At 35.6% G+C, this 16,261-nt stretch carries 13 protein-coding genes and 1 riboswitch; of the genes, 4 read left to right on the top strand and 9 right to left on the bottom strand.

The genetic code is table 11. From position 1 onward, the window contains the following. Nucleotides 1-24: 24 nt before the first annotated feature. The gene (locus tag WKT09_RS02010) at nt 25-750 is read left to right on the top strand and encodes a DUF421 domain-containing protein (RefSeq protein ID WP_340414422.1); all 726 of its coding nucleotides are present in this window, start codon (nt 25-27) and stop codon (nt 748-750) included. A 23-nt stretch (nt 751-773) separates the two neighbouring features. On the opposite strand, the gene WKT09_RS02005 is transcribed toward WKT09_RS02010, so the two are convergent. Beyond that, nucleotides 774-1,037, bottom strand: coding sequence for a hypothetical protein (locus WKT09_RS02005; protein WP_340414421.1), 264 nt, complete (start codon nt 1,035-1,037; stop codon nt 774-776). 170 nt (nt 1,038-1,207) lie between these two features. Here WKT09_RS02005 and WKT09_RS02000 point away from each other — a divergent pair, with 170 nt between their 5' ends. Then, nucleotides 1,208-1,666 (top strand): CotY/CotZ family spore coat protein, encoded by a 459-nt coding sequence (locus tag WKT09_RS02000; protein ID WP_340414420.1) that lies wholly within the window; start codon nt 1,208-1,210, stop codon nt 1,664-1,666. A gap of 62 nt (nt 1,667-1,728) precedes the next feature. Here WKT09_RS02000 and WKT09_RS01995 read toward each other — a convergent pair whose 3' ends face one another. From WKT09_RS01995 to WKT09_RS01980, 4 genes are all read right to left on the bottom strand, one after another. Then, nucleotides 1,729-2,013 carry a hypothetical protein gene (locus WKT09_RS01995; RefSeq protein WP_340414419.1) on the bottom strand — a complete coding sequence of 95 codons (285 nt, stop codon included), beginning with the start codon at nt 2,011-2,013 and terminating at the stop codon, nt 1,729-1,731. Between the two features lie 211 nt (nt 2,014-2,224). Further along, complete coding sequence (gene mgtE / locus WKT09_RS01990) at nt 2,225-3,589, bottom strand: magnesium transporter (protein ID WP_340414418.1); 1,365 nt, start codon at nt 3,587-3,589, stop codon at nt 2,225-2,227. A 149-nt stretch (nt 3,590-3,738) separates the two neighbouring features. After that, a riboswitch (M-box (ykoK) riboswitch) is annotated at nt 3,739-3,901 on the bottom strand. Nucleotides 3,902-3,951: 50 nt separating this feature from the next. Beyond that, entirely contained in the window at nt 3,952-4,827 is an 876-nt protein-coding gene (locus WKT09_RS01985; RefSeq protein ID WP_340414417.1) for an RluA family pseudouridine synthase, read from the bottom strand. An 11-nt stretch (nt 4,828-4,838) separates the two neighbouring features. After that, the gene (locus WKT09_RS01980; protein WP_340414416.1) at nt 4,839-5,648 is read right to left on the bottom strand and encodes an NAD kinase; all 810 of its coding nucleotides are present in this window, start codon (nt 5,646-5,648) and stop codon (nt 4,839-4,841) included. Nucleotides 5,649-5,798: 150 nt separating this feature from the next. Between WKT09_RS01980 and WKT09_RS01975 the strand changes: the two genes are divergently transcribed. Together WKT09_RS01975 and WKT09_RS01970 are read left to right on the top strand one after the other, a co-directional pair. Then, complete coding sequence (locus WKT09_RS01975) at nt 5,799-6,392, top strand: CYTH domain-containing protein (protein ID WP_340414415.1); 594 nt, start codon at nt 5,799-5,801, stop codon at nt 6,390-6,392. A 151-nt stretch (nt 6,393-6,543) separates the two neighbouring features. Next, nucleotides 6,544-6,738, top strand: coding sequence for a hypothetical protein (locus WKT09_RS01970; protein WP_340414414.1), 195 nt, complete (start codon nt 6,544-6,546; stop codon nt 6,736-6,738). 180 nt (nt 6,739-6,918) lie between these two features. Here WKT09_RS01970 and WKT09_RS01965 read toward each other — a convergent pair whose 3' ends face one another. The 4 genes from WKT09_RS01965 to addB form a co-directional block, all read right to left on the bottom strand. Continuing rightward, nucleotides 6,919-8,130 carry an NAD(P)/FAD-dependent oxidoreductase gene (locus WKT09_RS01965; RefSeq protein ID WP_340414413.1) on the bottom strand — a complete coding sequence of 404 codons (1,212 nt, stop codon included), beginning with the start codon at nt 8,128-8,130 and terminating at the stop codon, nt 6,919-6,921. 144 nt (nt 8,131-8,274) lie between these two features. Next, a complete protein-coding gene (locus WKT09_RS01960; RefSeq protein ID WP_340414412.1) occupies nt 8,275-8,967 on the bottom strand; it encodes an SDR family oxidoreductase in 693 nt (230 codons plus the stop codon). A 60-nt stretch (nt 8,968-9,027) separates the two neighbouring features. Continuing rightward, nucleotides 9,028-12,768 carry a helicase-exonuclease AddAB subunit AddA gene (addA, locus tag WKT09_RS01955; RefSeq protein WP_340414411.1) on the bottom strand — a complete coding sequence of 1,247 codons (3,741 nt, stop codon included), beginning with the start codon at nt 12,766-12,768 and terminating at the stop codon, nt 9,028-9,030. 1 nt (nt 12,769) lies between these two features. Continuing rightward, on the bottom strand, nt 12,770-16,246 hold the full coding sequence (gene addB / locus WKT09_RS01950; RefSeq protein WP_340414410.1) for a helicase-exonuclease AddAB subunit AddB: 3,477 nt from the start codon (nt 16,244-16,246) through the stop codon (nt 12,770-12,772). Nucleotides 16,247-16,261 lie beyond the last annotated feature (15 nt).

Here is a 16,261-nt window from a genome sequence, read left to right as displayed (position 1 = left end):
CGATTTTGAAATGAGGGCTTAAACATGGACAATATGTGGCCGATGTTTTATGAAACAATATTCGGTATTTTTGCTTTGTACATTTTAACAAGAGTACTCGGAAAAACACAAATTTCTCAGTTAACTGCTTTTGATTTTATCGCAGCTATCGTACTCGGTGAATTAGTCGGTAACGCGCTATTCGATAAGAAAACAGGACTATTAGATATTGGCTTTGTCATTTTATTATGGGGTATTATTTTATACATTATTGAAATAGTAACGCAGAAATTTAAAGGATCACGATTTTTATTAGAAGGAAAACCTGCTATTTTGATTCATGAAGGCAATTTAGTCTATGAAGAATTAAGAAAGAATAAAATTGATTTAAACGAAGTATTACACTTACTACGGATGAAAGATATCTTCTCTTTACAAGAAGTGTATTATGCGATTTTAGAAACGAATGGAGAGCTATCTGTCCTTAAAAAAGCTGAGTATGAATCTCCGACCAAACAAGATTTACAATTGCCATTACAACAAACCTTTGTTGCAACTCCGGTTATTATGGATGGGGAAATCATTTATGACAATTTAAAAGAAATTGATATGACAGAAAAACAATTACGCCAATCATTAGAAGCACAACATCAAATAGGCAAAATAAAAGATGTTTTTTATGCTGAATTTGTTCCTGGCCAACCTTTATTTCTTCTCCCATATCATAAAATAAAACATAAAGATTACATGAAAAAAAGTGTAAAGGAATGAAGTGTATCCTTTACACTTTTTAATTATACGAATTCATTGAATATGCCACCTTTTCCAGTTAACAAGAAACGCTCTGCTTCCTCTATATTGAAAGAGCGTTTTTTTACATGGTGTTTCTTTTTTACTTTATATATATGCTTATACCGATCATACGGATAGTCCTCTTTTATTTCATGAAAAACAGCTCTATACGGACGATCAACATGATGTGGACGATCTTTCTTCTTTTCCATTCTTCTTGCATATTGTTGGTACGTATAATGTGTATATGGAATGATATAGCCCATCTGCATCCCCTCCTTTACTCCTTCTACCCTTTTTTTCATGTCCGAAACATGATATTTGAATTTTCAGATAAAATAATCACACAGATGAATAGTTGTATGCCTACACAATGAGTACTCATTTACATAAAGTAATATCGAACACCTATAGCAAGCAAGAAAGGAGAATAAATATGAGTTGTGGAAAAGAAATGCATACAGGAAGTTGTGTTTGTAACGTATTAAAAGAAATTGCCCGTGCCCAAAAGGATATTTCAGAATTCCATTGTGATACTAGTTGTGAAAAATCGATTAACGATTTATTAGGGGATACAGAGGTGCGCAATAATTTAGATACAGTCCCTTTCATTTTATATTGTGATAGTGGCTGTAAACCATTTAAAGGATATGGTGCACATCCTCGTAATATTAGTAAAATTGTTTCTAGTTATTTTTTCCGAGTCAAAAGTGTCACGAATGATTGCTGTGCGGTCATTGAATTATTAAGAGATCCAGGAGATAATAATTTCCATCCGAAAGATCCTGCAGAACAACAAACGAAACATTTACGTGCAACAGGAATTTGTATGACAATCGATGCGAAATGCTTCTGTCATATCACTTGTTTACCAGCAATTAATGCTTGTTCTTAACAGATAAGGGGCTAGGGACGTTGAGGAAAAATGAATGAAACTCTACGTCCCGTCCTTTCTTTTTACATTCGAATAATTTGCACATGTTCCAATTTATCTTTAGAAATATTTCGTTTCGCATTATATTCATCTAGAATAATTAATTCCGTTTCTTTTTCTTCTATTATTTCTCCACGAATTTTTTCATCTTGTACGGTTATTTCATATACGACATTTCCGAGTAAGGTTGGAAAATTCCATGTTTCATGATTTTTGCTTTCCTTTTCTCCTAAATAAAATGTTTCTTGCATCTGTCGATTGGAGAAAGATATTTCAGGTTGTTCAATATACATAAATGGTTTTTTCACTTTCAAAACCTCCATCTCATTTCTTTGTAAAACCATTATATGTGCCTATACAATTTTAGTGCATAGATCATGTAACATCCTCTTTGCTGACCATAGCCATTTATCTATATACCTTAAGTTGTAAGGCGATGATTATTTTTTTTCTCCCCCAACACGATATATGATAGAACCGAAAAAAGCTGAAAAGTATCCAATACTCTTCAGCTTTTTGTCACGAAATTAACATTCCCATAAATGCTGTTGCCATTCCAAAATAAATGATTACAGATGTAACGTCATTTAATGTCGTAATAAATGGACCAGAAGCAACTGCTGGGTCAATATTAAATTTTTCCATAATTAATGGGATAAGTGCACCTGAAATGGTTGCAACTGTTAAGGTTGCTAAAATGGCAATCCCAACTAACAATCCAAGGAAAAGATTGCCTTTCCATACGTAAATAACGCCGATAATAATAATTCCACATGTTCCACCGACGAGCAGTCCTGTCGTCATTTCTCGTAATAGAAGTTTCAATTTATTATCTTTGCCGTACGTTCCAACAGCTATTCCACGAACTGCAACCGCTAAAGATTGTGTTCCGGCATTCCCCGCCATTCCCGCAATCAATGGGATAAAAATTGCGACAACTGGAACTGCTTCCAGTGTTTCTTCAAAACTGTCAATCAAACTTGCTGTAACCATCCCTAAAAAAAGTAAAATAATCAACCAAGGTAAACGCATTTTGGCCGCTTGTGTTGGCGAGGAATCTTTCGTATCAATATCAACAACTGCCGCAAACTTAGAATAGTCGTCACTCGCTTCTTCATCCATAACGTCTAAAATATCGTCTACTGTAATAATTCCTAATAAATGATTTTGAAAATCAACAACTGGTACAGCTAGGAAATCATAATCACGCATCATCCGTGCAATCTCTTCCTGGTCTCGACCAACTTTTACAGATACAACATTTTCATTCATGACATTTTCTAGTAATTCATTTTCATCTGCAACGATTAAATCCCTTAGGGAAACGACACCTACAAGACGCTTACTTTCATCTAATACATATGTGTAATAAATTGTTTCCGCGTTTGGTGCTTTCACTTTCATTTCTTTCATCGTCTCTTTGACGGTTTGAGTTTTTATAAAGGCAATATACTCTGTCGTCATAATACTTCCTGCTGTTTTTTCTTCATAATGAAGAAGGGCTTTAATTTCTTCCGCAGGTTGTTTTTCCATAATCGCTAGAAAACTTGCGACTTCATCTTTCGTTAATTCCTTTAAAATGTCTACCGCATCATCCGCAGCTAGTTCCGCGATGACCATGGTCGCAAATTGCGGATCCATTTCTGTAATAAATTTTTCCGTCTCTTCTAGCTCGATATATTCCATAATTTCCGCCATTTCTTTTGGCGATAGGAAGTGATACACCCTCATTCGATTGTCCTTCTCTTGTTCACGATAGAACATTGCTTGTTCATATGGGTGTAGTTCAAAAAATAAATATCGGAAATCAGCTGTTTCTTCCGCTTGGAGTAGTTGTAATAACTCCTCTGCATGTAATTCAGCTTTTTCTTGTATATCTACCATGTTCGTCACCAACTTTCTGCATAATATTAAGTTAGGTGAATGACAACTGTTATACATTATTTTGTGATTTTGCTCGAAAAAACGAAAGAACACCTATACGAAGAAGGTGTTCTGAAAATTATTTCATCTATAAAAACACAAAATAACGAACGAAGCCTCCATCGTGGAGTTTTAGCACTATATGGCTTGGATTTTTCCCACTGCATTAGATACTACCTTATGTCGATAGTTTCTGTTAACCCATTGGTGTCTCTCGACATTTCTGGGTAGCAGCTTACATCCATATAGGAGCCTCACCTAACGAGGATAGATATTTACAATGTTAAATTCCAAATATAATCGTAACATATGCATCTAATTTGTCAAACACTTTTTTCATAAAGATTCGCTATATCTTTTGGAAAATCGACTTTAAATTGCATGTTCTCTTTTGTAGTAGGATGCATAAAGCTAATTTCATCACAATGTAGTGCTTGTCTTTTTATTAAATCAACATTGCCACCATATAAATCATCTCCGAGTAACGGATGTCCAATATGAGAAAAATGCACCCTTATTTGATGGGTTCGCCCTGTTTCTAATTGTGCTTTTACGAAGGCATATGAATCGAATTGTTTCATTAATTCATAATGTGTCACCGCATATTGTCCATTTTCCGTTACCATTCTTTCCATTATCGATGTTTCTTTTCTACCGATAGGTGCATCAATACTACCTGCTACTTGTTTTAGTTTACCCGAAACTACCGCTACATATGTACGGGAGATAGCATTTTTTCGTTGTAACATGGCAAGTTGTGAGTGACTAAATGCATGTTTTGCAATTAACACAAGACCTGATGTATCTTTATCAAGCCTTGTCACGATATGCACCGTTGCATCTATCCCTTGTTGTTTATAATAATACAATAATCCATTCGCAAGTGTATTAGTTGGATGGATTTTAGATGGTATTGTTGGCATACCGGCTTCCTTACATAAAACGATGATGTCATCATCTTCATATAAAATATGTAATGGTATTTTATTCGCTACCATTGTTTCGCTTTTTTCCACTGGTAAAATAATCTCTATTATATCTCCTTGACGTAAAACATACCGTACCGTTTTTAAGGAGCCATTGACTAATATCTTACCTCTTTTCGCACGTTTTATAAGCCTAGTCGAAAGGTTGACAACATCCTCTAAATAGGTACGTAATAATACTCCATCATATTCTTTTTTAATTTCCCATTTCAAGCTGATTCATCCTAATCAAATTTTTTAATTTCCGTAACGAATGAATCACGCACACGATTCCAGAATGGGAAAGGACGATAACGAACAAAGCGTACACGTTCTTTTGCCACACGACATTGAATGGATCGCACATTTGAGTAAGACTCTGTTAAGTGATCAATTGCAATAATGAAGCTATTTTTTTGTAATGGTTTCAATAAAATAGTATGATGCTTCGGCAAAATAAGTGGTGACCCAATCGTTCGGAACACTCGGTTATTAATTGACGCAATTTCTGCCACTTGAATCGCTTCTAAGGACGGGTGTAAAATTGCTCCTCCTAATGCTTTATTATATGCCGTACTTCCAGATGGGGTTGAAATGCATAATCCATCCCCTCTAAATGTTTCGAAATGTTCCCCTCGAATTTGAACATCAAACACAACGGAACCCTCTACTGTTTTAATCGTCGTTTCATTTAATGCTAAAATACGATGTGGTTTTTCTTCGCCTTCAAATCGAATGATCACTTCTAATAAAGGATATTCCACGACATGGAATGGTGTTTTTGCAATTTCAATTACTAATTTTTCAATTTCCTCTGATGTCCAGTCCGTATAGAACCCTAAATGTCCTGTATGTACTCCTAAAAACGCTGTCGTCTCAAGTTTATCTACGTAACGGCGAAACGCCTCTAAAAAGGTTCCGTCTCCACCAATTGAGATGACTAAATCAGGTGATTCCTCATTATACGTTAAATCAAAATCGATTAAATATTGTTTCATTTTTGCTGTAATTTTATTAGAACGTTCGTCTCCACGAGATACAATTGCAAACTTCATGAGCGTAGCCCCCTTCAGTGTCAAGTTCAAATCATTGTCAATTCTATATTATCATACTATTTCTATCTAACCTATCATTTCTATGTAATTCTTTTCATCCGCTAAATTTTTTGTCATAATACATATAAGTATAAGATGGAAGGTGACAAGATGACCCAAGAAATTGAAATAGAGTTCAAAACGGTGTTAGAAAAAACAGCATTTGACACATTATTGAATGGACTCCCTTTTTCAGCAGATGCAATGGAACAAACCAATTATTATTTTGAAACGAATGATTTTGCATTGAAAAAACAAGGTAGTGCCATTCGGATTCGTAAAAAGCGTGATGAATATGTCGTTACATTAAAACAACCACATGAACAAGGCATATTAGAAACACACGAACAAATTGATCGTCATACATTTATGAATTGGATCGATGGAAAGCCTGTTGCAACTGGCCAATTAAAAGACCAGCTAACGGCCTTACAAGTCCGCCCCGAAGATTTAATATACCACGGCTATTTAACAACATTCCGTCGTACATTTACTGAAAATGAGCTAGAATATGTGTTAGATGAAAGTCATTATAATGGAATCGTGGACTATGAATTAGAATTAGAAGCTGTATCTTTTGCGAAAGGGGAAAAAGCTTTTGATGCATTATTACGTCAATATCATATACAAAAAAAAGCCCCAATTACAAAAATAGAACGTTTTTTTAACAGCTTGCCATCTGTCATTACGGAGGATGACCTATAACATAGATTGATTCGGGTTAAATACAGCGGAACATAACATAGCACCGCCTTTATCCGAGTATACTAACATGATTCATTACAACATGATGGAAAATTTTGTACACATATCCTATGAATCCTCACATACATTGTTCATAGGGGGCGACGTTTATATGAAACAAATTGTGCCACTTCTCCTTTTATGTTGTTGTATTCTACTTATTTTTGTTAACTTTTTAGCGTTTTTAGGTGTTTTTCCACCTATCATCACATTGCCACTTCTATTTATCGCTATTTATGCAACACTTCTCGCCTTTCTACCGACTTCAACAACTAAACAAACATGGATGCGAACACGAAAAAGATAAAGAAAAAACTGCTATCGTCAAAATTCGACTGTAGCAGTTTTCCATTTCGATTTATCTAAAATCTCTTGTTTCTTCCATAAATCTTGATGCGATTGCATAACCAACTAAAGATACGAACACAACAGCGAGTACGTTAAAGAACTTTTTCATTTTTACATTCCTCCTATGTTCTTTCAAAAATTAAAACGGACGAAGTTTTCCTTTTTTAAGTAAAGTTTTTGTTCCACCTAATAAGAATATAGAACGGTTGTCAACTACTTTTTTCATAGCTGCAGCAGATTTTCCTTTTAAAGATTTTCCATCAAATACACTAGCGATACCGTCTGTCACACCTAATGATGCAACTGTTCCACGGTCATGGAATACGAAATCTTCTAATGGGCCACCATGCACTAAAGCTTTGACGTTTCTAGCACATACATCTGCATGTTGCATAGCTGCTTGTGCAGTTGGCGGGAATGGGCGACCAGCCTTTTCATCCATTACCCAAGCACAGTCTCCTAATACGAACACATTATCAAAACCAGGTGCACGTAAATCACTATTAACTGTCACTTTTCCACGTGTTAATTCAAATCCAGATTCTCCTAAAACAGAGCTTCCAGTTACTCCACCAGTCCATACAATCGTTCCAGCTTTAATTTCTTCATTATCGTCACCAATGATGAAGCTATCTTCTGTACATTCGTTAATTGCTGCACCTAAGCGGAACTCTACTCCACGATCTGATAATGATTTCTTCGCATATTCTACTAAATCTTTATCGAACATCGGTAAAATAGATGGCATTGCTTCCACATTAATGATTCGTACTTTGCGACGATCAATATCATACTTTTTACATAATTGAGGTACACGCTCTACAAGTTCACCAATAAATTCGATTCCAGTAAATCCAGCTCCTCCAACTAAAATCGTTAAGTCAGAATCTTTACTATTTGGATTATTATTATATTGAGCAAATTTTAACTCAATATGTTCGCGGATTAAACGGCTTGATTCAATATCAACAATCGAAAATGCATTTTCAGCCATTCCTTTAATACCAAATGTGTTTGTTTCGAAACCTAAAGCGAATACTAAATAATCATAAGTAAGTTCGCCATTTTCTAATACTACACGTTGGTTTTCCGTATCAACTTTTTCTACTAAATCATAAATTAAACGTACACGGTTAGGATTAATTACATCGCTAATCATGAAGCGTGCCTGGTTAGGGTTAATCGTTCCTGCTGCCACCTCATGTAACCATGTTGACTCATAATGATAATTATGTTTGTTTACTAAAATAATATCTGCTTCTTCTGGTGTGAACAGTTTTGTTAATTCTTTTGTAGTTTTTAAACCTGCATAACCTGCTCCAAGCACTACAATTTTTGGTTTGCTATTCATTTATTACTCCACCTTCCATTTATTGTTTTGACATAAAGCATTTTTTATTCATATACGTACATTCAATCGTGAATTGTTGAACAATGTATATATTATACCAGTATCAGTCGAGAAAAAAAATCAATTTCTCCCATTTCTCACTTTTTATACTGGGCGAACAGTAATTTCATTTACATTCACATAGGATGGTTGGGAGATAGCATAATAAATCGCATTTGCTATGTCCGTCGGGTCTAATGGTTTCCGTTTTAATTCATATCCATCTATCAACCTCGTTTCGACCATTCCAGGGGAAATATTCGTTACACGTACCCCAGTATGTGCAAGTTCTTTTTCTAAACCAGCTGTGATGGCACGGACGGCAAATTTTGTTGCACTATATACCGTACTATTTTTTGTTACTTCTTGTCCAGATACAGAAGATACATTAATGATATGTCCTTGTTTCCGAGCGATCATACTATTAATGACTTCATTCGTTGTGTATAATATTCCTTTCACATTCACATCCACCATATCTTCCCAAGCTTCCACATTTCCATCCGTTACTTTTGCACTTAACATAAGTCCGGCATTATTGACGAGTATGTCTATGTCCCCAAAGGTCTCCATTCCTTGTTGAATCATTTTCTTCACACTGTTTGGATTGCTTACATCTGTTTGAACTGCTAAAGCTTTTCCTGGCCCTTGATTATTCAATATTTCTTCTAACTGTTGCAATGTTTCAAACGATCGTGCCGCAAGTATAACTTGAAAACCTTCTTGAACAAATTTTGTTGCAATTTCTTTTCCAATTCCACTACTTGCTCCAGTTACAACGACAGTTTGTAATTTCATTTGCCATTTCACCTCTATAAACAATCTATCATATATTGTAAACGAAAAACTACTCTTCTATCAATTGAAAACACGATTATTTTCCTCATCTTCTACATGAATAAGTAGTTGTCGATCAAAGAAATATAAATAACTCGCCTTTATCTCTTCTTGTAAAATTGTACTAATTGCTCGTTTATATAATAACACTTGTGTTTTATAACGGTTCTTCAACCTCGAAATCGTTTGTTCCGTTACTTCCTCATCGGTAATAGTATCTGTTTTATAGTCTAATATCATAAGCCCTTCCGGTGTCCGAATGATACAATCTACAACCCCTTGCAACATGACTTGTTCTTCTTGTTCACTTTTCCAATCTGGATATACTTCTGAAGCTTGCAATGCATAAGTAAATGGAACTTCTCGTTGTAATGTCGCCTCGTTTTCAATCATCGTTTCTGCAATTTCTGTCTGGAAAAACTGCTCAATCATTTCAATTGAAATGACATTTGCTTCTTTTTCGGTTAATTTTTCTTCATGGACAAGGTCATCGATACATGATACAATTTCATCCCGTGTCAGCTGCTTCGTAAACGGAATATGTTGCAACACTGTATGCATCGCAGTTCCAATCTCAGCTCTCGTTAATGTTTCTTCTTTCTGTAAAAAATTCGGTCGTTTCACTAATGGTGCCCTGAATGGTTGTAATAACCTTTGATCACTATACATATCAGCTGTTTCTTGGCGACGTTTAATTTCTGACACACTTTGCTTCGCACGGTGCATTGCTGCCTCTTCGTGTGCATATATAAACGTCAGTTTATTTTCGACCTCTTCAGCAAAATGGGATGCAACATTCGGTATTTCCTTCCACTGTTGAATAGCTTCTTTTAATGTCTCCTCAGAAACAACTTCTGCTTCTTCCATATTTAATAATTCATTCGCATCAATTATTTGGACATCCCACTTAGATTTATCTTTAAACATATCAAAGTCTTCATTCGCGGCTATTTCTTCCCCACGCAAAGCGGCACCATGTTCATGACGAATAACCGCCGGTGCAACCCAATCTAAATAAGACATCGCCTTTTTGCGTAACTGATTCGGTAAAATCCATTCAGGTTGTTCTACAACATTGCTCCACTTTTGTGCCTTTTTCTCAAATGATGCAACATTACCTATGAGTACTAACTTTTCCTTTGCTCTAGTCATCGCAACATATAAAACACGCATTTGTTCTGCTAATAACTTACGACGTGAAGCTTCTTTTAATGCAATATAATACAATGTCGGATATGTAATTCGCTTCACTGGATCAATAAACTTCGTTGCAAATCCATAGTCTTTATCTAAAATATATTTATAACGGATATCACTTAAATTAAATTGTGTATCCATCCCTCCAACAATGACGACAGGAAATTCTAACCCTTTACTCTTATGAATGGTCATAATACGAACAACATCTTCTTGCTCACTTAATGCACGAGCTTCCCCTAAATCTTTATTTTGTTCTTCCATTCTTTCAATAAATCGTAAAAAACGGAATAACCCACGGAAAGATGTAGCCTCATATGACTTTGCTCGATCATATAATGCACGTAAATTAGCTTGTCGTTGCCTTCCACCCGGTATACCACCGACAAAATCGTAATAACCTGTCACGCCAAAAATATGCCAAATCAAATCGGATAGGCCGTTTTCTTTCGCATACACTCGAAGCGCTTCTAACAACTGTAAAAACTGTCGCACTCGTTTACTTAATTCATCTGACTTTTTACTATATGTTTGTAACGAATCAAAATATGTTCCTTTTTTATTTTCTACCCGTATCGTCGTTAACTCATCTTCATCTAAACCGACTATCGGCGAACGTAATATGGAGACGAGCGGGATGTCTTGGTATGGATTATCAATAATCTTTAACATATTGACCATAATTTGAATTTCAATCGCTTCAAAATATCCAGCTTTAAGCTCCGCATGAACAGGAATACCTTGTTTCTTAAACTCATCCACAATAATCGGAGCATTCGTTAAGGAACGTAGTAAAATCACTATATCTCGATACTGAATCGGACGCTTTTGGTTCGTCTTTTTATCTACCACTTCAAACGGTTCACTATCTTTTTTACCAATCCACGTTTTAATTTTTTCCGCATATAATCTTGCTTCTAGTCGCCAAGCTTCTAGATCTTCTACATTTTCTCCTTCCTCCTGACGCTCTTCCGATGTTCCACGATCAATGATGAGTAATTCCGTTTCCGCTTCTTTTAAAGGAACTTCTTCATAGGACAAATTTCCATACACTAAAGATGCTTTATCGTCATATTCAATTTCACCTAAAGATTCATCTAAAATTTGTTTAAAAACAAAGTTTGTACTCGTTAATACTTCTTCTCGACTTCGAAAATTTTTGGCTAAATCAATACGTAATCCAGCCGTTTCATCTTCTTCATATTTTTTATATTTATCGATAAACAATGTCGGTTCTGCATGACGAAAACGATAAATACTTTGTTTCACATCGCCAACCATAAACATATTTCCGCCATTTTCTTCATCACTTACGACACGTAATATTGTTTCTTGTACAAGGTTAATATCTTGATATTCATCCACGAGCACTTCTTTAAACTGCTTTTGAAACTGTAAAGCTACATCTGATGGAACGACAGTTGTTCCATCTATTTTTTCGGTTAAAATCGCTAAACAAAAATGTTCTAAATCTGAGAAATCAACAATGGCCTTTTCTTTTTTTATTGCTGTAAATCGCTCACTAAATTGTAGAACGAGGGAGACAAGTTCCTCCATTGCTGGATATAATCGTCTCATATCTTCCATATGCCCTGCTAAATTTCGGCTAAACCATTCTTTCTTTAAGTCATTCCATGCTTCCCTATACTTTTTACGTATCGCTTGTACAAGTGCTTTTTTGTCTTCATTACATTCCATTTTTTTCCTAGATAAATTAGCAAAAGTCTCAGACTGAGCAAAAGATTGTATTTCATCCCAACGATCGCATTTTTCCATCACTTGTTGAAAGAAAGTAATATCGCTTTCTAATGCATCCACATACGTATATGGCCCATCACTTTCGCGCGCAATTTGAAGTGCCCGCTCTGCTTCTTCCATGAAAGACTGTGCTGTGTCCGCCACTTCTTCTTTCAAAATTTGTAACCAAGTGATTGATTTTTCATCTATATCTGTTGCTACATCATATGTCGCACAAACATCCCGAAGCCATTTTTCTGGTTGTGGATGTTGCATGGCAAAAGTATACAATTTTAAAATTAGCTGTTCTACTTCGATATCACTACGATCACTAGAAAACATATCAATCACACGATAAAATGCATCGACTTCTTCAATATGTTGTCCATATGCCTCTTCAAACATTTCTTCTATTACTTCTTGTTTAATTAATTCCATTTCCATCTCATCTGCAATTCGAAACGATGGATCCACGTCAATCAGATAGGCATATTGACGAACAATTTGCGTACAAAAGGAGTGTAATGTCGATATGGATGCACGTTGTAACAACGATAATTGTTTTTTTAAATGGTATGAAGTCGGATCCTTGGCAATTGTTTTTTCTAACGCAGCTCCAATACGATTACGCATCTCTTCTGCAGCTGCATTTGTAAATGTCGCAACTAACATTTCATCGATATGGAATGGATCTGTGTCATCGATCAATTTTTGTATAATCCGTTCTACAAGTACAGCAGTTTTTCCCGATCCAGCTGCAGCAGCAACAAGAATATTAGAACCTTTACGATCAATTGCCGCTTGTTGTTCTTTCGTCCAAGAAACCATTTTATTCCTCCTTTCCTTTTTGTTGCATCTGTAAAATAATTTCTTCGTCTTGCATCGGTGTCAACGTACGGAAATTATTTTCTTTTAAAATTGGATCAAACTGACAAATAGATTTGAACGAACAAAATGTACATGCATGCTGATTTTTATGTTCATATGGATTTAACAAAACTTCTCCAGATGTAATGCGAATACCTGCATCACGAATTAAGGAATAGATATGGGATTGCAGTAGTGTAAAGGTTTCTTCATTCGCAACACTTGATTTTGAATATAAACCATCCTTCTTAAATCCAACTGGAATAATGTCACTCCATCCAGTTGATGTAAATTGGTCCATTTCCCTTGCGACCGCATCATTATTCGATACATACCCTTTCATCTTGTATTGCTTAAATAGTTCGTCTGCAATTTTTTCATCCTCTAAATTTCCTTCTGTTTGCAACATCGCATCATGCACATGAAAATATAAAACACCTCCTGGCGAGGCTTTCATTCCTAGCCATTGTTCAGCCTGTGATAATACGACATGTAAATAGGTGAGCATTTGTAATGCCAATCCGTAATATACATCGAATAAATCAAGCTTTCGGTCACTTGATTTATAATCAATGATTCGTAAATATAATTGTTCGTTTATTTTAGCTTGATCTACCCTATCAATTCGGCCACGTAATTGTAATGTATAGCCATTAGAAAGCGGGATAGTTAATGGTGCTAATGGTTGTCTTTCTCCAAATGCTAACTCTACCCCGACAGGTGAAAAACCACTCGCTCGGGCTTGTTCACTTAAAATATATGTTGCCCTTGCAACGACATCACGTAATTTTTGGGTCATATATTTATAACGATTCGAACTTGTCAAAATCTGATGTTGCAATAATGGTGCCAAATGATGGATCGACTCATCGGCATACCGTTCGGCTTCTTCCCGTGTAATTGTTCCAAAGTCTTTTCCTTCTCGCTGTACCCATTCTGTAATCGTTTTTAATGCCTCATGAAATAGTTGTCCGATATCTGGTGCTTCTAGTTTATAAGTACGCCGTTCTGATACGTCTAAACTATATTGTACAAAATGTTGATAAGAACAACGATACATCATTTCTAATCGTGAGACACTCGTATGAATTTGTTTATCGTACAATTTTTGAACTGTTTTCTTTGCTAATGGTTTCGGTTTATTTTCAAAATATAAACTTTGTAACACATTATATGTCACACTATGTTTCTCTTCATTTCGAATATACCAATTTAAAACATTCCACCATGTATCTTCCATGGAGTATCCACGTAAATAACGCGACAATTGTACGGTTAAAGGGGCACGTGTCATTTCTTTCGTCGTAATAAATCTTGTCGCATCTGATAGCTCATCTGGTTCCATTAATAATTCTGTTTGAATAGACGGGAAGAACTGTTTCATCCGCTGGATAAGTGGGGACGGCGTTTTAGTCTTTCCTTCACTATCTGCGATAACATAACTTAGCGATAAATAATCGGTCGCTTTTGTACAAGCTAAATACATATAAAATGTATCATCTAATAAAACACGACGATTACTTTCAGCTAATTTCATACCAAACTGTTTTAAAAACTCCCGTTCTTGTTCATTGATCATTCCATCGACAGCTGGTTTCATCGGCCATACACCTTCATTCACACCTAGAAGAAAAGCACATTTTTTATCTTCCATACGTGAATGGTCAATCGACCCTACAATTATATGGTCCATCGTCGGTGGAACATGGGCAAATTCTAAGGACTCAATTCCTGCTTCTAACACTTTCTGGAAACTCGTTACATCCATTTTTTCATTTCCAACTAACTCCACAAATTCGTCCAATAATTGCATAAACCCATTCCAAACTTGCTCTTCTTCCCGACCTTTTTCAATTTTACCTTCTAAATCAAAAGCTTCTCTAGCACGTTCTAACTGTGTCGGAATATGTAATCTCTCTAACAATGCATATATTTCTGTACATTTCTCTTCAATTGTTTCTGCACGTCGAATCGCTTCATCAAAACGGAATAACGCTTGCACCACTTGATTACGATATGCATTGATTTCAATTTGGAACTGTATATCTTTATCTGTTTTTTTAGCCTTGTCCATGCCATAAAAACGACGATATTCCCACGGTTCTTCTTGTATCCATTGTCTCTTTTGTCGTATCCCATATTCTAAACAATAATTTTCTAACTGATCAATCGCATCGACAGTTAATGGATATTCTTCATCTGTCGGCTCTATGAACCCTGTCTTTAAAAGACGAAATATCGCATCATAACGCCAATTCGTTTGCACGACATCAAATAAAGAACGAATGAATTCAATAAATGGATGATTTAACATCGTTCGTTTTTCATCAATGAAGAAAGGTATATTAAAATCTGTAAATAAAGTTTGAATTAAATCATTGTACGTATCTGATTCTCGGTGAAAAATAACGATATCACGGTAACGGTATTTTTCATCACGGACAAGACGAAGAATCTCTTGTATCATCCCTTCTACTTCCGCCCTAGGGTGTACCGCTTCTCGCAAACGAATTGGACATTCCTCTTCTACGTCCAGCGCTGGTGCAGGGCGATCATCAAAACATTGTTCCAAATGATACATATATGGACGATGTTGAAAAATCCCCTGTTCATGAGATAACACAATTGGATCATTCATTTGGATAGATTCTGCATCCGCTAATTGTGATAAATGATGATATGTTTCTACCGTTTGATAAAATAAATCAAGTTCATCTACTTGATCATGAATAGACTCCTCATCAACAGTTAATGCAATCGTTACTTCTTCACACACATGTAATAATTGACGGATAATTTCTAATTCCTTTGGTGAAAATCGGAAGAAACCGTTTATATAAATACGTGCACCTCGTAAAGACGGAGTATGCTCAATTTTATCTGCTAGCAATTGCAATCGATCTTCACCATCGATATATTTTTGTTGCAACAACGCTTGTAATTGCGCATAAATAAAATGAATATCTGTTAGTTTATTTGTTAATGCTTCATTTTGTGTCGTAAACGCTATTTGCTCATATAACATTTCTGGTGTAATACAATGACGTTTTAATTCCGTTATCATTCCTTCTAACTCTTGAATAAAGCCATGTTTATCAACTGCTTTTTGAAACATTAAAAATCGTTCTGTACGATCCTCAATAATTTTCCGCAACATCATTTGCGTCCCAGTCGAAGTAATAAATTGTTTCGTACTACCTCCAGTTTCCTGTAAAACACGAAAAGCAAGACGTGAAAAATTCACGACTTGCGCTCGAATACTACCCTTTATATTGTCATCTTGTAATAATGTATATTCTTCTTGGAACGTCATCTGCTCTGGTACGATATAATAAATTGGCTTTCCTTCTGGATTTTGTTGTAAAGTTTCTTTTATTTGCTTTAAAATATAAGCACTTTTATTCGTACCCGATCGCCCGATAAGCATCGTTAATGACATAAGTGACATCCTCCC

It is taken from the genome of Pseudogracilibacillus sp. ICA-222130, from assembly GCF_037892545.1.
Lineage (GTDB): Bacteria > Bacillota > Bacilli > Bacillales > Amphibacillaceae > Pseudogracilibacillus.
The sequence above is the reverse complement of the archived record's forward strand: the minus strand, read 5'-3'. Positions and strand labels throughout refer to the sequence as shown.